This is a genomic window from Paenibacillus auburnensis (assembly GCF_927798115.1).
Lineage (GTDB): Bacteria > Bacillota > Bacilli > Paenibacillales > Paenibacillaceae > Paenibacillus_AQ > Paenibacillus_AQ auburnensis.
In genome coordinates this window covers 25,952-44,624 of sequence record NZ_CAKMMG010000002.1, presented here as the reverse complement: position 1 = coordinate 44,624, position 18,673 = coordinate 25,952, and the positions used below count along the sequence as shown (strand labels likewise).

The 18,673-nt window shown below is 53.0% G+C and carries 13 protein-coding genes; 10 read left to right on the top strand and 3 right to left on the bottom strand.

What is annotated here, in order from left to right; genetic code table 11:
• Positions 1 to 32: 32 nt before the first annotated feature.
• Positions 33 to 2,849: an ATP-binding protein gene (locus L6H70_RS12090; RefSeq protein WP_236333353.1), complete on the top strand. Its 2,817-nt coding sequence runs from the start codon at positions 33 to 35 to the stop codon at positions 2,847 to 2,849.
• Between the two features lie 2 nt (positions 2,850 to 2,851).
• The gene (locus tag L6H70_RS12085; protein ID WP_236333351.1) at positions 2,852 to 3,949 is read left to right on the top strand and encodes a response regulator; all 1,098 of its coding nucleotides are present in this window, start codon (positions 2,852 to 2,854) and stop codon (positions 3,947 to 3,949) included.
• Between the two features lie 87 nt (positions 3,950 to 4,036).
• Here the strand turns inward: L6H70_RS12085 and L6H70_RS12080 are convergent, their stop codons facing one another.
• Complete coding sequence (locus L6H70_RS12080; protein ID WP_236333349.1) at positions 4,037 to 5,194, bottom strand: glycosyltransferase family 4 protein; 1,158 nt, start codon at positions 5,192 to 5,194, stop codon at positions 4,037 to 4,039.
• Between the two features lie 196 nt (positions 5,195 to 5,390).
• Between L6H70_RS12080 and L6H70_RS12075 the strand changes: the two genes are divergently transcribed.
• The 3 genes from L6H70_RS12075 (at position 5,391) to L6H70_RS12065 (ending at position 12,064) form a co-directional block, all read left to right on the top strand.
• Positions 5,391 to 9,482, top strand: a complete 4,092-nt coding sequence (locus tag L6H70_RS12075) for a choice-of-anchor I family protein (protein ID WP_236333347.1) — start codon at positions 5,391 to 5,393, stop codon at positions 9,480 to 9,482.
• A gap of 140 nt (positions 9,483 to 9,622) precedes the next feature.
• On the top strand, positions 9,623 to 10,033 hold the full coding sequence (locus L6H70_RS12070; protein WP_236333346.1) for a VOC family protein: 411 nt from the start codon (positions 9,623 to 9,625) through the stop codon (positions 10,031 to 10,033).
• Positions 10,034 to 10,273: 240 nt separating this feature from the next.
• Positions 10,274 to 12,064, top strand: coding sequence for a methyl-accepting chemotaxis protein (locus L6H70_RS12065; RefSeq protein ID WP_236333344.1), 1,791 nt, complete (start codon positions 10,274 to 10,276; stop codon positions 12,062 to 12,064).
• Here the strand turns inward: L6H70_RS12065 and L6H70_RS12060 are convergent.
• Entirely contained in the window at positions 12,044 to 12,937 is an 894-nt protein-coding gene (locus L6H70_RS12060) for an NAD-dependent epimerase/dehydratase family protein (RefSeq protein WP_236333342.1), read from the bottom strand. The genes L6H70_RS12065 and L6H70_RS12060 overlap by 21 nt on opposite strands.
• Before the next feature lie 27 nt (positions 12,938 to 12,964).
• Positions 12,965 to 13,702, bottom strand: coding sequence for a sigma-70 family RNA polymerase sigma factor (locus L6H70_RS12055; RefSeq protein ID WP_236333341.1), 738 nt, complete (start codon positions 13,700 to 13,702; stop codon positions 12,965 to 12,967).
• 182 nt (positions 13,703 to 13,884) lie between these two features.
• Here L6H70_RS12055 and L6H70_RS12050 point away from each other — a divergent pair, with 182 nt between their 5' ends.
• The 5 genes from L6H70_RS12050 to L6H70_RS12030 all read left to right on the top strand — a co-directional run bounded on the left by L6H70_RS12050 (position 13,885) and on the right by L6H70_RS12030 (position 18,663).
• Positions 13,885 to 14,466, top strand: a complete 582-nt coding sequence (locus L6H70_RS12050; RefSeq protein ID WP_236333339.1) for an ATP-dependent Clp protease proteolytic subunit — start codon at positions 13,885 to 13,887, stop codon at positions 14,464 to 14,466.
• Positions 14,467 to 14,485: 19 nt separating this feature from the next.
• Positions 14,486 to 14,692, top strand: coding sequence for a hypothetical protein (locus L6H70_RS12045; RefSeq protein ID WP_236333337.1), 207 nt, complete (start codon positions 14,486 to 14,488; stop codon positions 14,690 to 14,692).
• Between the two features lie 159 nt (positions 14,693 to 14,851).
• On the top strand, positions 14,852 to 16,507 hold the full coding sequence (locus L6H70_RS12040; RefSeq protein ID WP_236333335.1) for a helix-turn-helix domain-containing protein: 1,656 nt from the start codon (positions 14,852 to 14,854) through the stop codon (positions 16,505 to 16,507).
• Between the two features lie 108 nt (positions 16,508 to 16,615).
• The gene (locus tag L6H70_RS12035; RefSeq protein ID WP_236333333.1) at positions 16,616 to 17,623 is read left to right on the top strand and encodes a FecCD family ABC transporter permease; all 1,008 of its coding nucleotides are present in this window, start codon (positions 16,616 to 16,618) and stop codon (positions 17,621 to 17,623) included.
• Positions 17,620 to 18,663, top strand: a complete 1,044-nt coding sequence (locus tag L6H70_RS12030) for a FecCD family ABC transporter permease (RefSeq protein WP_236333330.1) — start codon at positions 17,620 to 17,622, stop codon at positions 18,661 to 18,663. The genes L6H70_RS12035 and L6H70_RS12030 overlap by 4 nt, the downstream gene beginning before the upstream one ends.
• The last annotated feature ends 10 nt before the right edge of the window (positions 18,664 to 18,673 follow it).

Sequence of the window (18,673 nt, the reverse complement as noted above, 5' to 3'; positions counted from 1 at the left end):
AAACTATTGAATTCAAGGGTGGTTGGCGGCGGATGGATAAAGGCAAAGCAAGCATCTTAGGGATGGCTATAGCAATCTACATACTGGTTGTGCTGCTTAAAGGAATCTCGGTAGAGGTGTTCCTCAATTTCGTCATACTTATTTTGTTCTTATGTTTCGCTGCATTCAAAAATAAAAAGAAAGATGTCTCCGAGTACAAACGGATCAAAAAGGAGCTGTCGGATCAGCTCTATTTCACCTCCCAATTGATGGATTCCCTGCCGCATCCGCTTTTTTATATCGATGACCAGCAGTGTTTTCTGGGCTGTAATACCGCCTATGAGCAAGCTTTTCAAGTGTCTGGCTGCGAACTGGCCGGCATTCCGATACGCGATCTTCCCCATTTGCCTAAGGACGCGTACCGCAATCTTCGTGAGATGATGGCTGAGGTAACGGAGAGCGGTCAGTCTTCGATCCGCCAGATTCAGAGAACCTTTGCGAGCGGTGAAACGCACCATATTCTTTATACGCTGTCTGCCTACCGTTTGTCGGATAATTCCGTGGGCGGATACCTTGGGATTATGACCGATATTAGCGATCTGAAGCACAAAGAGAAGGAGATCCTTGATAACCGGAATTTTCTCAATGCCATTATCAGCCATATTCCGGTAATGATTTCGGTCAAGGATGTCCGGACGTTGAAGGTATTCATGGGGAATCAGGCCAGTGCGGACTTTCTGGGCCTTACTCCTGAGGAGCTGGGCGACCTGGAACTTAAATCGGTATTCCCTGAGGAAATTGCCCGGAGGATGATTGAATCGGACAAAAAGGTAATTGCAACAGGACAGGTGCTCAGCGAGATCGATATCATCCCCGATGACAGCGAACACTGCAATCTGCGATATGTTCGGACCACGAAGCTGCCTATTTTGGATGTGGAGGGACAGCCGCTGTATCTGCTCATTGTGTCCGAAGATATCACCGAAGCGAGACGGAAGGAAGCGGAGCTGAAACATGCTCTGAATCTGGCGGAAGAGGCGACTGCAGCCAAATCGCAATTTCTGGCGAATATGAGCCACGAGATCCGGACGCCGATGAATGCGATTATTGGCATGGCTTATCTGGCGCTAAAGACAGAACTCAATCCGAAACAGCAGGACTATCTCTCCAAAATTCATAATGCCGGTACTTCGCTGCTTGGCATTATTAATGAGATCCTTGATTTCTCAAAGGTGGAGTCAGGGAAGCTGGAACTTGAAAAAACGGAGTTTGACTTAACAGATGTGATTTCAGGGGCACTAGATTTAGCGGGTCAGACAGCTCACGAGAAGGGGCTGCAGCTGTTGTGTGAAATCCCGCCAGATATACCCTCACGTCTTAGCGGTGATCCGCTTCGGCTGGGCCAAATCATCACCAATCTGCTAAGCAATGCGATTAAGTTCACCGAGGCGGGTGAAGTTTTGATGGTGGTGGAGCAACACAGCAGAATTGACAGTAAGGTGAAGCTTCAATTCAGTGTGCGTGATACAGGGATTGGCATGAGCAAAGAGACAGAAGCCAAGCTATTCCAGGCCTTTACGCAGGCGGACAGTTCCACTACACGGAAGTTCGGGGGAACGGGACTGGGCCTGGCGATCAGCCGCAAGCTGGTGGGCATCATGGGAGGCCATCTTTGGGTGGATAGTGAGGAAGGCAGAGGCAGTATCTTTACGTTCACCGCTTGGTTCGATATTGTCCAGGCTACAGGCTTACCAGCAAGACCCGTTCCGGTAACGACGCTCGATGTGCAGGAAAAAGACTACCGGCTGTCCGGCACCCGTGTCCTGCTGGTGGAAGACAACGAGATTAACCGGCAGATTGCAGCTGAGTTGCTGAGAAGTCAGGGATTGCTGCCGGATATTGCTGCCAACGGGGCTGAAGCGGTGCGGATGGTGGAATCCATGTCTGCGGAAAGACCTTACAGTATTGTGCTGATGGATCTGCAGATGCCGGAAATGGACGGTTTTCAGGCGGGGGTGAGAATCCGGGAACTGTACCCGGAGCTACCAATGATTGCTATGACCGCACGTACCATGCAAGAAGAGCGGGAGCGCTGCTTCGCAGCCGGGATGAACGGCCATGTAGCCAAACCGATTGATCCGGATATTCTGTTCACTACGATCGGCAGATGGGTTTCGCATGGAATCATCCAGGAATCAGCTGAAGGCGCTGGAACGGCAGCTGAGTTCAGGCCTTCTTCAGAAACTTTGCCATTTCTGCGGCTGAAGGGGATTGAAACCGGGAAGGGGCTCAGCCGCGCCGGAAACAACCGGGAACTGTATATTAGCCTGCTGCTGAAATATGCCGGGAATCAGCGTGATACAGTAACAAACTTACGTAAGGCGATATGGGCAGAGGATACTGAAGCAGCGTTAAGGCTTGCTCATAATCTAAAGGGGGTTTCCGGCAATATTGGTGTTACGGATGTCCAGACGCTGGCCGGCACCCTGGGTAAAATGCTAGACGGCCCTGCAGAGCCGCAAGAGCTGGAGCAGCTTCTGAACAGGCTCGAAGCGGCGGTTCATGCCAGCACGGAGGAAATCCTCGGGCAGCTGGGCGGTACTGATCCTTATAATGCAGCAGAGTTCTTGCCTGAGCAGCGGAATGAACCGCCAGTAAAGCTGCTCGGCCGGTTAGAGGATATGCTGAATGACAGTGATAGTGAAGCAGTCGATTATTTTGCATCTGTAAGGAGCGTATTAGCGCAGGCGATGACACAAGATGAGCTGAGACAGCTGGAGTACAGTCTGGGCATGTTTGAATATGAAGAAGCCCTCTCCATTACCCGGCAGGCCATAAGAGATCGAAATTATGAACAGAGGTTGATGTAAATATGCTGGATTCCAGACCTGTTATACTTGTCGTTGACGATACGCCGGACAATATTACGCTGCTTAGCGGCTTGTTAAAAGAACAATACAAGGTTAAGGTTGCCACAAACGGCGAGAAAGGGCTGCTGATTGCCAAGGCCGCTCCGCCAGACTTGATTCTGCTGGATATAATGCTGCCGGGAATGGACGGTTACGAGACTTGCCGGAGATTGAAAGAGGACGAGACGCTGCGGGAGATTCCGGTGATCTTTTTGACGGCGAAGGAAGAGGTAGAGGATGAGAATAAAGGCTTTGATTCTGGAGCGGTAGATTATATTACCAAGCCTATCAGCTCACCGGTGCTTTTGTCACGTGTGAAGACCCACTTAACGTTGAAGCGCTCAAAGGATTTCCTTGCGGACAAAAATCAATATCTTGAGGCGGAAATTTCCCGTCGGATGAAGGAAATTTCATTAATTCAGGAGGTTTCGGTGATGGCGATGGCCGCCTTGGCCGAAATGCGGGATACAGAGACCGGCAACCATATTCAAAGAACCAAATTGTATATTGAGGAATTGGCCACGCAGCTGAGCCGGACGGACAAATATGCAGGCAGGCTGTGCCCCGAGCATATCGGCCTAATCGTTACGTCTGCCCCGCTGCATGATATCGGGAAGGTCGGCATCCCTGATCACATCCTCCTCAAGCCGGGCAAGCTGACTTATGAGGAATTTGAAGTGATGAAGACTCATACCACTTTGGGCAGAGATGCGGTTTTGCGTGCCGAGCAGCTGATGGATAGCCCCGAGACATTTCTCCGATTCGCTAAGGAAATTGTCTATTCCCATCATGAGAAATGGGACGGCACGGGGTATCCGGAAGGTTTGGCCGGCGAGCAGATTCCGCTATCGGCCAGGCTGATGGCTGTTGCGGATGTGTACGATGCGCTGACCAGCGAGCGGGTGTACAAGGCAGCAATGCCTCATGAGCAGGCCGTAGAAATTATCGTTGCTGATGCCGGCCGGCATTTTGATCCCGATATCGTAGACATTTTCGTAAAGTGCAGCTATAAGTTTCTGGAGATTTCCGAAAGATATAAGAATGATCATCTGAACGCATAACACTAATAGTAATCTGGAATAGCGCTCTTCAAGCATCCTGCGTAAGGATGGCTGGAGAGCGCTGTTTTTTTGAATGCAATTACTGCTCTAGGCTGTAAAAATCCCCGCCTGGCTCTTTATCCGTCGGCCTTCAATAACCTCCTCGTAATCACTGATCAGCCGGTCAAAAATATGCTCCCAGGAACGGCCAAGCGCCAGCCGCCGACCCTCCTGGCCCATAGCCATACGCAGCATAGGCTGCTCCGCCAGCCTGCATATCGCCTCAGCCATAGCCGCCGGCTGATGCGGCTCAAACAGGGTGCCGCTTCGGCCCGGCACGACAAGATCCCGCGAGCCGCCGGCATCCGCCGCGATGACAGGCAGACCTGAAGCCATGGCTTCCAGCACGACATTGCCGAAGGTTTCCGTACAGGAGGGGAAGACGAACAGGTCGCCTGCGGCATACAGCTCAGCCAGTTCTTGCCCATATTTGCTGCCGGAAAAGGTGACATTCTGAGGTGCTGCGGCGCGCAGCTCCGGCAGCTGCGGACCATCGCCTACAATGAGCAGGTGTACTGCGGAGGCAATGGAATCCGGCAGCAGCCGCATGGCGGCAAGGAGGGTGGCAATATCTTTTTCCGGGGCGATTCGTCCTACATATATAAGCAGCAGCTGGCTTCCGATCCCGTAACGCTCCCGAACATCCGCGGAACGTATTTCTGGAGTGTAAAGACCGCAGTCAACGCCTCTGGACCACAGGCGCAGCCCGGAAAATCCGTGTGCACGCAGTGAGCCGATGGTCTCCTGGGAGGGTGCCAGAATCGCATCACAGGACCTGTGAAACCATTTCATGTATTTCCAGTACAGCGGGACAATTCTGCGCATCCGGTAATATTGAAGGTAACGGTCAAAGTGGGTGTGATAGGAAGCCACATGCGGGAGGTTCTGCTTCTGGGCATAGCGGAGGCCGCACAGGCCGAGGTTGAACGGGGTTGCCATGTGCACCAGATCCGGGCTGAAGGCCCGCAGCTCATTGTGAATGGAGGACATATGGGGCAGCGCTAATCTGCATTCGGGATAAAGGAAAAATGGAATACTGGCAATTTTGCGGACAGGATCATTCTCGTCTTGTCCTGAGGCCGGTTTCGGGGTAAACAGCAGGTGCTCGATTCCGCGGCGGTTCAGATGGCCGGTCAGGCGGTGGAGTGTGCGGGCAACCCCATTGGTCTGCGGAAGATAGGTGTCCGTAAACAAAGCTAGACGCATCAATATCCCCTCCAGGACTCTTGTTGCCCTGATCATAGCAGGCGAATATTTGCCTCGGGTCAGCGGAATGTTAGCCGTTTTTCAAATGGAAGCTAAGACTGGTTCTGCAGTTTACGTTCATTTGATGTAACTCTGCATATCAGCAAATACTCGTCCACTATAGTTGTTAAAAATAATCTATAGGAGTGACAACGACTTGAAAAGATCAGGCACAACCCTACTCTCCCTGCTGCTTGCAGCTGAACTGACGCTCGTTCCCGCATGGAGCGCAGGCCCCGCGGCAGCTGCTGCAGCGCTTCTGCCGGGTACTCCTTATACTACTGACGGCAGTTATAATGTGAGCGTTCCCCATATTATCGTAAACCAGGTATATGGCGGCGGGGATGCGGCAACGACGGGCGGTTATTTCTCTAATGGATATATTGAACTTTATAATCCTACTGATTCCGCTGTTGATTTAAGCGGCTGGTCCCTGCAATACTCTGATCCGACCATGAACGGAGCCTGGAGTAAGCTGAATTTGAACGGCACGATTAAAGCGCACTCCTCCTATCTGATCACTGACAGCAAAGACAATCCGTCCTTTAAAAGTGATATCAGCAGTAAAGCTGATCAGACCTGGAAGGATATTCTTTTCTATAATAAAGGGATGAAGGTTGTGCTGCTTAGCAGTACCGATCTGCTGGATACCGCCAACCCGTTCCAGAATAAGCCGGCAGCCTATGTTGATATGATCGGTACTGCCGGAAATGACAGCGGTTCCGTGATTGACGGCTATGAACTAGATTATCCGACCGGTAAAACCGGGGGAACCTCGAAGCAAAAGTCGGTCCGCCGTGCGGAATTCACCGATACGGACAATAACAAGAATGATCTGAGACAGATCAGCTTCGATACGCTAGATGCCGGAGCATTGAATCTGATGAAGCCGCACAGCAGCAGCGATGGAAGCTGGGGGATTGCAGTGCCCGCTCTTGGTGTAGCCACGGCTTCACTCCCGGCTGCAACAGCCGGATCACCATACTCGGTGTCACTCTCTGTGTATGGAGGCGTGCAGCCCTATTCCTTTGCGGCAACCGGTCTGCCGGAAGGTCTCAGCCTTGACGCGGCATCGGGGATCATCAGCGGAACTCCGCTTGCGGCAGGCACGGCAACGGTGAGCTACGCGGTGTATGACAGCGCGGTTCCTCCGGTGAAGGCGGAAGGAAACCTTCCGCTGGTTGTCGGCAAGGCGGCTGGGGAACCGGTAAATGATGTCATCAGTGTTACGAAGATCGGCGGATATGCTGTGGGAACCACGAGCGAAGACGGCGGCGTGGCGGAGATCGTCAAGTACAACGCGGACAACGGGAAGTTCTATCTGGTCAATGGCTCAACTCATCCGGCGACTGTAGATATCGTTAATTTGAAGGATGGAGTTCACCCGGAGAAGGAAGCAAGCATTAACGTGGAGGCACTGTCCGAAACTGGAGGCTTCAGCTACGGGGATTTGACCAGCGTAGATATTAATACAGCGACCGGCAGGGTTGCTGTGGCTGTCCAGGAAGCGGATGCGATGAAGAAGGGGAAGATTCTTGTCCTCGACTATGACGGCAAGCTGCTGAAAACTTACGAAGCCGGTATCCAGCCGGATATGATTAAATATACGGCGGATGGCCGGTATATTCTTACGGCAGATGAAGCCGAGCCGCGTACACTGGCAGGTGATCCGGAGGGCAGCGTGACGGTTATCGATACAGTCACTGGAACGGCCAGAACCGTTAAGTTCGATAATCCCGGTCTTATTGATGATCTTGTGCATATCCGCGGTGCGGTGGACCCTGTAAGCAAATTAATCACCGGTGAAGGTGCTAAGGAAGACGCCGTACGTGATCTGGAGCCGGAATTCATCGAGCTGTCAGATGACCAGAAGACTGCTTATATTTCCCTTCAGGAGAACAATGCAGTGGCGGCGGTTGATGTAATCTCAGGCAAGCTGCTGTGGGTGAAAGGTCTGGGATTCAAGGATCTGAGCAATCCGCGCAATGCGCTTGATCTGGTGAAGGACAATCAGATTCACCTTGAGAACGTTCCATTTTATGGTGTATATATGCCTGACGGCATCAGCCAGTACACGGTGAACGGAAAAACCTATCTGTTCACGGCTAATGAAGGGGATGCAACCGAGTGGGACAGCAAGGAAAATGCCGCCACGATCGGCTCCATGAAGAGTTCACTCAACCCGGATTCGGCTGCTGCAAAATTCCTGAACGGACAGAAGAAATATGACAGCGTAGAGGTGATGTCGGATATGGGTCATGACGGCATTTATCTGTATGGCGGCCGTTCCTTCTCCGTATGGGATGCCGGAACCCTGAAGCAGGTGTATGACAGCGGCAGTGAATTTGAGCAGATCACTTCGGAGCGTCTGCCGGCGTACTTCAATGCCAGCAATAGCAACACTACCCTGGACAGCCGCAGCACCAAAAAAGGCCCGGAGCCCGAATATGTCAAAATCGGCAAGGTGGGGCAGAAGGCACTGGCCTTTGTCGGGTTGGAACGTGTCGGCGGTCTAATGACCTACGATGTGACAAACCCGGAGCAGCCGCAGTTTGTAAACTACATCAATTCGCGTGAGTTTACGCCGAAAAATAACCTGGAAACCGACACAGGTCCGGAAGGCATCGAATTCATCCCGGCAACGGACAGCCCGACTGGGCTTCCGCTGGTGCTGGTAGCGAATGAAGTCGGCGGTACAGTGGCGGTCTATCAATTAAATGTGACAAAGGTGACTTTGAATCAGACCTCCTTGTCGCTCCAGGCGGGCGGGAGCGTAGCAGAACTAAAAGCAGCTGTCCAACCCGCAGGCGAAACAGGGCAAGGCTTGAGCTGGAGCACCTCTAACTCGGCTGTAGCCTCGGTTGACCAGAACGGAAAGGTTAGTCCGCATGCAGCGGGAACAGCAGTCGTCTCCGTATACAGTGCGGATGGCTATGGTGTCGCCGAAGCACATGTGACGGTAACGGCAGCCCCTCCGGTCATTAGTTATCCGGGTTCAACCCCTACTGGCGGACCGGCGGTCGTTGTCACCAAGCCGGAGACAGCGGTGGCCGTCACGGGCGGCAAGGCCGTAGTGGAAGTGAAGGCGGCAGCTGATGCTGCCGGCAGCCAATTCTTCTCTGTCGGCGCTGAAGTGGTGACTGCCGCGCTTGAGGCGCTCAAGAGCTCAGGCGGGGCAGAGCTGGAGTTCCGCACGGTTTCAGGAGAAGCTGGCCGGAATATTACCATTAAGCTTCCTGCAGCAGTCTGGGCTGAACTTGCCGGCAGTTCCTTAAAGACGGTAACATTCACAGGAGGGCCGGGAACAGTGTCCTTCGACCGGACTGCAGTTTCGGCGATTCACACGGCTGCAGGCGGGGAAACGGTCAGCCTGACGATTGCCGGTACGGATCTAACTACCGTCGCGGCTGGAGTAAATGCTGCGGCAGGCAATATCGTCGGCAGCCGCCCAGTGCTGAGCCTTACAGTTCAGGCGGGAACCCGGGATATTTCCAGCTTTGGCGGCGGGGGTGTGTCGGTCAGCATTCCGTACACACTGGCTGCCGGCGAAGATGTTCATGCGGTAGCGGCCTATCAAGTAACGGCAGCAGGCGGGTTGTCAGTGCTTCCTGCCAGCAGCTACAATGCGGTGACGGGCCAGCTGACCTTCCGTACCACCCATTTCTCTGTTTATGCTGTGGGCTATAACAAGCTTGTGTTTACGGATACGGCAAGCAGCTATGCTAAGGATTCTATAACCTATCTGGCCGCCCGCGGAGTCATCTCCGGAATTTCGGCCGATCAGTTTGGCCTCAAGAGTAAGTTGAGCCGCGGGGATGCAGCCCTGCTGCTGGCCCGTTTAGCCGGAGCGGAGCTGGGCAGTCCGGCCGGCAGCTTTAGTGACGTGAAGCCGGAGGATTATTATGCAGCGGCGGTGTCCTGGGCGAATGCTAATGGCATCGTCAAAGGTACAGGAGACGGCAAGTTTGAGCCCAAGGCTGAGGTCTCGCGTGAGCAGCTGGCGGTCATGATCCTCCGTCTCGCGGATGCTATGAACTGGAATCTGCCTGTAAGCAGCGGCCCTGCAGTATTCGCTGATCAGGCGGTTATCAGCGAATATGCGCGGCATGCCGTAAGTTCTGTCCAGCAGGCGGGTATTATATCTGGTCAAGCAGTGGCCGGAGGCAGGATCAACTTTGCCCCGCAAGCTTCGGCTACCCGTGAAGAGACTGCACATATGCTGGCGAAGCTGCTGAAGACAGTGCAATAGAAGCTTGTTACTGATGCTGCGGCTTAAAGAGCATCCGCTTTTCTGAGCCGCAGCTCACAGTTCAAATTTTAGATATCTTTGCTGGTTCCATGCTATAATCGGACAGTAATACTCCATTACATGCGAGAGGTGATCAGGGAATGGGATTTCAGGCAGGCCAGCTTTTTGTGAATTTGCCAGTGACCAATCTGCAGAAGACGATCGAATTCTTTACCGCTTTAGGCTTTGAATTTAACCCGCAGTTTACCAATGAGAAAGCAACCTGCATGATCATTAATGAGAATACCTTTGCCATGCTGCTGACCCGGGAGTTTTTTAACACCTTTACCTCCAAAACGATTGTAGACACATCAGCGCATACAGAGGTAATTCTTGCACTCTCGGCCTCAAGTAGAGAGCAGGTGGACGAGCTGGTGCAGAAGGCACTTGATGCCGGCGGGAAACCTTTTAATGATAAGGCCGATCATGGTTTTATGTACACCTGGAGCTTCCAGGACCTTGACGGACATCTGTGGGAAGTCATGTATATGGATGAAAATGCAAATCAGTAAATCAACTCTCATAAACGTTCCGAAGACAAGTGCCGCCTGCGGTGCTTGTCTTTTTTGTTGGCTTGTCTTTAGCCCGCGTTAACAGCATTGCAACAATTACTTTACGATGCGCATACACAACACTGGAGAATAATTAATATCCAGCTTCTACAATGAAAACATGACATGAAAATACATACATAAGTCCGAGGTCTAGCAGAAGGGATGATAAGCTTGAAAAGAAATAGGCTGCACTTATCTATGAAATGGAAGCTGATTCTTAGCTTTACGGCAATTTCACTTATCTTTTTGGGGGTTGCATTGCTTCAGGGGCAGAAGATTACTCAGGTGGAGCAGTCGATGGAACGGCAGAAGTCCGAGATGGAAAAAAGAATCACCGTCTCTACAATCACTCAGCTGCTGCAGGAGCTGAACCGTCTGGAGACTTCCCTGGCCGAATCCAGTGACGCAGAGCTGGCCGGGCCGTTTAAGGATAAGCAGCAGCAGCTTGCGGCAGCTATAGCCAAAGTGGATTTTGACAAAGGAACCTCCGCGTGGACAGATCTGCAGCAGCTGCGCACGGAAGCGGACAAATATACAGGTTATGTAAATGAGTTGGTAAAAACGCTGGAGGATACCGATCTGGATCCGCTGACTGTCCTGGAGCAGATTGACGGCCTCCATACGCAGGCGCTTGCACTGAATCAAACGCTGCTGGAGCGGAATGAGAAGCTGTATAAGGCAGCAGCGGATAATGCGGAACAGGCGCAGGCGAATTCTTTTACATTGCTGGACCATACCGTATCCATCGTTATGTATGCTGCAATCGCCGTGTTCGCTTTCACGCTGGTACTGGCCCTGCTGCTGATCCGTTCGTTCCTGTCTCCGGTGGACAAGCTGCAGGCTGCGCTGCGTAAAATCGCCGAAGGCGATCTGCGCCAGCAGATCAATTCACCGTATAATGATGAGCTGGGACGGTTGAGCTTCCATTTTGACCATATGGTTACGCGGGTCCGCGAGATGCTGCGCCAGACGGTGCAGGTAGCCTCAACGCTGGCCGATTACTCCCAGTCCTTTCAGCAGTCTTCATCAGTTACTGCCCATACCAATCAGGATATCGTCAAGACCATTCAGGAAATTTCGGTAGGGGCGGATCAGCAGGCCATTCAGTCTGAACAGAGCGCACTATTGCTGCAGGAGCTGGAGCGGGAAGTGGCGGAGATTACGGATTATACCGATGTTATGCTTGCGACAAGCCAGAGCGCTGACCAGAATGCACGCAAAGGCTCGGAAACCATCAGCGAGCTGCAGCGCAAATCACAGAAGTCCCGCACTTCCATCGGCAAGGTGTATCAGGCACTTGAGAAGCTGGTGGAGCAGTCTGGAGATATTTCGCGGATTACGAATTCCATCACAGAGATTTCCAAGCAGACCAATATCCTCTCTCTGAATGCGGCAATTGAAGCGGCCCGGGCAGGGGCGGCTGGGAAAGGCTTTGGGGTGATCGCGGATGAAGTCCGGCATTTATCGGTACAGACAAGCGATTCCTCGATTCTGATCAGCCGGATTATCGGGGAGCTGCAGGAGAGCATGGCCGACTTTGAAGCATACATGCTGGAATCGAAAAAAAGCCTGGAGGAGCAGGATACCCAGGTTGCGGAAACCCTTGCTTCCTTCACGGCGATTGACGATTCGATAGCCGGCATCAGCCGGCAGATCGGACAGATTCACAGCAAGGTGGAGCAGACCCGGAAGATCAATTCACGGCTGGGTGAATCGATCCACTCGGTAGCATCCGTAGCTGAGCAGACAGCGGCGGGCGTTCAGGAAGTGAATGCCTCCAGTACCCAGCAGGATCAGGCCATTCACGATATCGCCCGCCAGGCGCTGGAGATTAGTGAAATCTCGCGGCGGCTGTTCAAGGAAATCAATGTGTTCAAGATTGAGGAGGGTCAGGCTGCGAACCCCGGCGGCGGCCAGCTGCTGGCAATGAACGACGCCCGGAAGCAGCCGGAGGAGACAAGCGTACCGTTACTCGCGATGGCTGAGTGAGGCATGAAGCCGGGCGACAAGCTCCGGCAGCCATTCGGTAAGAGACAGAAAGGTAAAGCCCGCTGAGCGGGCTTTTGTTGTATCCATAACCCAAGATTCATCAATACCGAAAGGAGACATATCCTCTTGGGCTGTTTCGCTTAGCGTGACGGCCTGCTTCCCTGTTACAGCTTCGATCATCGAGAGAATATCCCGGATGGCTATTGCACCGTCTGAGCATGCATTCACGGGTCCGGTCAACGAGGAGAGGCCCAGCCAGTAAAGGAAGTCCGCAGCCTCATCGGAACGGATGAACGAGATCAGGGCATCCGGATTCGGAAGTCCAACCGGCTTGCCGCCGGCGATATGCTCGATGTGAAAATGCAGCCGCCGCGTATAATCATCCGTCCCTAGGACGATCGGAAAGCGGACGGCTGCCACGGGAAAAGCATTCTGTTTCAGCAGCACCGTCTCAGCCAGTCTTTTGCCTTCCTGATAACTGAAGTCCTCTCTGGAACCCAGCCGCAGGGGATAAGTCTCAGGGTCAAAGTCCGCTTCGCTCAGGATTTCCGGTCTTGGATCGTATACGGATAAGCTGGAGGTCAGGATGTAACGCCCCGCACTGTCAGCAAAAATCCGGGCCGCAGCAGCTGCATCATCGGGTGAGTAGCAGATATTATCATAGACAACATCAAAGTGCCGGCCATGCACCGCCGCGGCCAGCGCCTCCGAATCCGAACGGTCAACGGTTAACCGGGTCACCTGATCGCCGAAATCATCCTCTGCCATGCCCCTGGTCAGTATAGTCACCTGTGTATTTTCATCCTGAAGCAGCCGTTTCACCAGCCGCTTACCAAAAAAACGGGTTCCCCCGAGCACCAGTATATTCCTCATCCTTCTACCTCCTTTGATTTTTTCTTGTTAGGCCGCCATCCGCATTCCGGAATAGATGACGGTGCTGTTTGCGGTGGAGCGGCTTCCCGCATCCAGAGCCTGCACAGCAGCTGTGCTGACCGCCATGGTGATCTCTGCTGCTTGGTCCTGGCGCAGCAGTTCCAGCATGACGGGAATCTGCCCTTCTTCATAAGCATCCGCCAGCGCGGTGAGCAGCAGCCTGAAATCGGCGTCAGGGGGGAGGGCCGGGCCATCTGCGGCCAGCTCCTTCCGCACAGCTTCGAGCGCTTGCCGAGCCCGGTACAGCGCAGCTTTAACAGCCCCCTCTGTAGTATCCAGCTGAACCGCCGTTTCGTTAGCAGAGTAGCCGAGCACATCACGCAGCAGGAAGGTCATCCGCTGCAGAGGCGACAGATGTTTGATCAAGGCCTGAAAAGCTGTTTCGATCTCTGAAAGGCTGCTCTGCATGGCGGCAGCTTCTGCCGGATTCAGTTCGCGTTCCATTGCACGCGCTAAGGAAGCCTTGCGCCGGATGGCATCGATCCAGGTATTCTTAGCAATCCGCAGCATCAGGGCTTCCGGATTGGGGCTTGCGGAGAATTTTCTGTAGCTGAGCACCTTCGTCCAGGTGTCCTGGGCCAGATCTTCAGCCTCATGCCCGGAGCGGGTAAGCGCCAGACAGTAGCGGTTCAGCGCAGCTCTAAGCGACTGCAGTCTGTGGTCATCCTCAAGCTTCTGAGTGCTGTATTCTTCAAGGATCATCATGCTCACACAACTCCTTTTCAGCTGTCCTCTTTGTATATTCCCTTATTATATAAACGAACAGCCCTTATTAAAAGATACGCGGCTTCTGCAGCTCTTTATGTTGGCTTGGTTCCGTATCTTTTGCCAGCCCTGATCCGTTTACAGGGTAACAAATCAAGCTTACATCCCAGGAGGTAAAGATCATGAGTATAATCCCCTATGTAATTGAACAGACGAGCAGAGGCGAACGGTCCTATGACATTTATTCGAGGCTGCTGAAGGACCGGATTGTATTTGTCGGTGCGGCGATCGATGATCAGCTGGCGAACAGTATTATTGCCCAGCTTCTATACCTTGCGGCGGAGGAACCGGATAAGGACATCCAAATGTTTATTAACAGTCCGGGAGGTTCAACTACCGCAGGGTTCGGAATTTATGATACGATGCAGGTAATCAAACCGCAGGTCAGCACGATATGCACCGGTTTTGCGGCTTCCTTCGCCTCACTGCTGCTGCTGGCCGGAGCCCCCGGCAAAAGATTCGCGCTGCCGAGCAGTGAAATTATGATCCACCAGCCGCATGGCGGCGCCCAGGGGCAAGCCAGTGATATTGCCATTAGCGCCAGACGGATATTGCAGATTAGGGAAAAGGTCGTGCAGATTACTGCGGACCGGACCGGCCAGCCGGCAGATAAGATCGCGAAGGATATGGACCGGGATTATTTCATGTCCGCGGATGAGGCAATGACATACGGCATTATCGACAAAGTAATCACGAACCTATAATTGAAGGAGCGGATGAACCATGCTGGCAGATTTAAAAGGGCAGAAAGTCGCGGTACATTTTCTGGATGGTACGAGTGTAAGAGACGGTGTTCTGGAAGAGCTTGACGAGCGCTTCGTGAAATACCGGACAGAATATCAGGTGCTCTACATTCCGATCACCTCAATTCGTGCAGTAGCGCTAGAGACCAAAGAGCGCGAGCGGCCGCGGGTCGGCTTCGGACAGTAACGGTCTGGCGGCCGGTAACAAACTCAGATTTAAGGACTATTTCCAGGCCAAAGGGCGGGAATAGTCCTTTTTGGCGTACACCAGTGCATTGCCATTGATAATGATTATCAATTATACTGAAATCACTTATAAGAGTATGTAAATGGTGGTGGTAAGGTTATGAAACAAGAGTTAATCCCTGCGGACAGCGAAGAACAGTTCCGGGATTGGGACGAGCTGTCCTTCCGCTTGTTATCGGTTCAGGTAGTGAAGGGGAGCGAGGAGGGGCATCTGCCTCAACAGCTTGCACTTTCATATGCGCTTATAGTGGTGGCAAGCGGCTCTGTCCGGGTGCTCATGAATCACGGCCAGTTTGAGCTTGCAGCAGGTTCGGTCTGCCTATGCCTTCCGGAACAGACCTTCGGTACAGTGCAGCAGGCGGGGAGCATTGAAATGTACATATTTTATTTCGACATCCACCGGTACCATCCGGCAGGTGAAGGGAGCTTTCTGCTCAAGAATGCTGAGCTGTTTCCCCGTGAGGGCTTGCTGCCGCAAACTTCAATGAAGACAATTACTTCGATCTGCAGCGGGTTGACCCATATGGAAGAGAACCAGCGGCAGAATATAAGCTTCCGGGCACAGATTGATTTTCAGGAGCTGCTGTACAGCATCCGTATGTGCGGCAGGCAGCGGCCCCGGGATACGAATTCCGCGCTGGAGCAGGCAAGACAATACATAGAAGAGCATTATACACAGGATCTGACCTCTCAGCTGCTGGCGCAGGCTGCTGAGCTAAGCCCCAAATATTTTAACGACTTATTTAAGAAAAAATATGGCAAGAGCGCTTTGGACTATACCACTGAGCTGAGGCTGCAGCAGGCTAAACGTCTAATGGCGGAGAGCGGAACGAAGCTGCGTGAGATCGCCCACCGGGTAGGGTACACGGATGAATTCTATTTCAGCCGCAAATTCAAGAAGATTATCGGGGTGCCCCCTGCGGTCTATATGAAGAGCCGCCGCCGCAAGCTGGTGGCATACTCTCCGTCGCTGCTCGGACAATTACTGCCGCTCAATCTTATCCCTTACGCGGCGGCGCTTCACCCCAAATGGACGGAGTATTATTACCGGAATTACCGGAGCGATATCCCTGTACATATCAGTGCCTTCCGCAGCAATCAGGACTGGCAGGCCAATCTGGAGTTGCTCAGACAAGTTCCTGCTGATCTGATTCTGGCTGGCGATGACCTGCAGGAAGAAGAGAAGACCGCGCTTGAGCGAATCGCTCCCGTTTATTATCTGCAGACCGGACCTGCCGACTGGCGCAGCCAGTTTCTGCAGCTGGCACAATTTCTGGGCGAATCCTGGCAGGCGGAGCAGTGGCTGGCGGCCTTTGACTGGGAGGCCGGGGCGGTTAAGGAACAGCTGCACACCCAGATCGGAGGGGAGTCGGTGGTCGTCATCCGCATGCTGCACAACAGATTGTATCTGCACTGCAGCCGCACCATGGCCAGCATGCTCTACGGTGAGCTTGAACTGCAGCCTGCGTATGACAGCGGGGATGAAGTTTACAATGTACCGGTGACCCCGCAGGATATAGCTGCCCTGCATGCAGATCATCTGCTCATGCTGATCCGCCGGGATAGCGATACTCTGGGAGAGTGGAATAAGCTGCAGAATGATCCGGAATGGCTGAAAATAGCGGCGGTGCAGCGGCACAGGGTGCATTTTCTCTCGTCCGATCCTTGGCGTGAGCACTCTGCTTATGCCCAGCTGCGGATGGTCCGGCAGACGAAGCAGCTGTTAGTCGGCCAATCGTCCATCCATGTTCCGTAATTTGTCCATGGAGCCCCTTTGTCCGCTTCGCTATAATCTTAAATGAGAATCATTATCAAATGATGACGATCCAAAATAGAAGCCAGCAAAAGAACGGGATGACATGAAATGAAATTATCGGCCGCATTGAAAACAACCTCATTACTGGTGCTGGGGCTTGTCCTAATCATAATCATCAGCGTGTTATCTGTGCTCTACGGTTCTAAATCCATCGGTTACGGAACGATTTGGAATGCGCTCGTACATTTTGACCCGGATAATATTGATCACCAGATTATTCTTACCTCCCGGATTCCAAGAGTAGCGGGAGCCTTGCTGATTGGCGCTTTCCTTGCAGTATCCGGTGCACTCATGCAGGGAATGACCCGGAATTACCTGGCCTCTCCCTCCATTATGGGGATCAGTGACGGTTCGGTATTCGCGATTACACTGTGTATGGTGTTTCTGCCCGAAGCCTCGTCCATGACGATGATTATCTATTCTCTGGCCGGCTCCCTGTTAGGGGCTGTGCTCGTTTTCGGGACTGCCAAGCTGCTGCCCGGAGGTGCAACGCCGCTGACTATGGCCGTTCTAGGAACGATTATCGGTACCTTTCTCGGAGGTGTCTCGCAGGCGCTCGCCAGTTATTTTCAAATCTCGCAAAATATCAGCTTCTGGTATAACGCCAGGCTGCATATGATGGACCCTGCATTAATCAAGCTTGCTATTCCTTTCGCAGTTGTAGGTCTGGCACTTGGCCTGCTGATGTCCCGTCCGGTAACCATGTTGTCACTGGGGGATGAAACAGCAGCCGGTCTGGGGCTAAAAGTTACGGCCGTAAAAGGGCTTACGATGCTGAGCGTGGTGATTCTGACAGGAATTTCGGTCGCCATTGCCGGAAAAATTGCTTTTGTCGGGCTGATCATTCCGCATATCACCCGGCTGCTGATCGGTCAGGATTACCGTAAGATCATACCGTTCGCTGCTTTTATGGGCGCGTTGTTCCTGGCGGCTTGTGACCTGATCAGCCGGTTTATCAATTATCCGTTTGAAACGCCGGTCGGTGTGGTCACCGCTCTGTTCGGGGTTCCCTTCTTCTTGTATCTGGTGAAGACGAGAGGAGGCGGGCAATCATGAGCAAGCTTTCTTTATCACCCAAACCGAAGCAGAGAACCTTCTGGACGTTGTTTCTGCTTTTCTGTCTGTTATCACTGGCCGGAATATATGTCAGCCTGACCAACGGAACGTTCGATCTGTCCCCGAAGGATGTGCTCCGCACGCTGCTGCGGATTCATCCGGTGGAGGATTATGATCTGGTCATCTTTGATTTCCGGCTGCCGCGTATCGTACTTGGGGCACTCGTCGGCTTTGGACTCGGCATCGCCGGGGCGGTGCTGCAGGGCATCTCCCGCAATTCACTGGCCGACCCCGGGATTCTGGGGATTCATGCCGCAGCAGGAGCATTCGTCGTACTGTTCATGTTCCTGACGGCGGGCACAATGAAGGCTCCGGCTTGGCTGTCGGTGATGTCAATGCCGATGTTCGGATTCATCGGCGGCCTGGTGGCGGTTGTCATGCTGTTTACCTTTGCGAGACAGCATGGCGAATTTCATCCCCAGCAGCTGATTCTGGTGGGCATCGCGCTTGCCTCCGGTTTCGGGGCGGTCACACTGTACGTCTCACTGAAAATGGACGCGCAAAACTTCGAAGCGGCTACCGTCTGGCTGGCCGGCAGTGTGTACAATGCGAACTGGCGGCAGGTATTGTCCACTCTTCCCTGGCTGGTAATCCTGACCCCGGTCATCTGGAGGCGTGCAGCTGTACTCGATCTGATGCAGCTCCATGAAGTAAGTGTGAAGGGAATTGGCGTCGCTGTTGGCAGAGAAAGACAGATTCTGCTGCTGTGCTGCGTCGGGCTGGTCAGTGCCTGCGTATCTGTGTCAGGCAGCATCGGGTTTGTCGGGCTGATTGCCCCACATATCGCCAGACGCCTGATTGGCAATACTTACAGATATATCGTTCCCTTATGCGGCGTTATCGGCATGCTGATGGTCATCATTGCTGACTTTATCGGGAAAACCGTGTTTGCACCTGCGGAGCTGCCGGTGGGGATTGTGGTTTCGATTATTGGTGTGCCTTATTTCATATTTCTGCTGTTTAAGACACGGGTACGATGATGACTCCAGC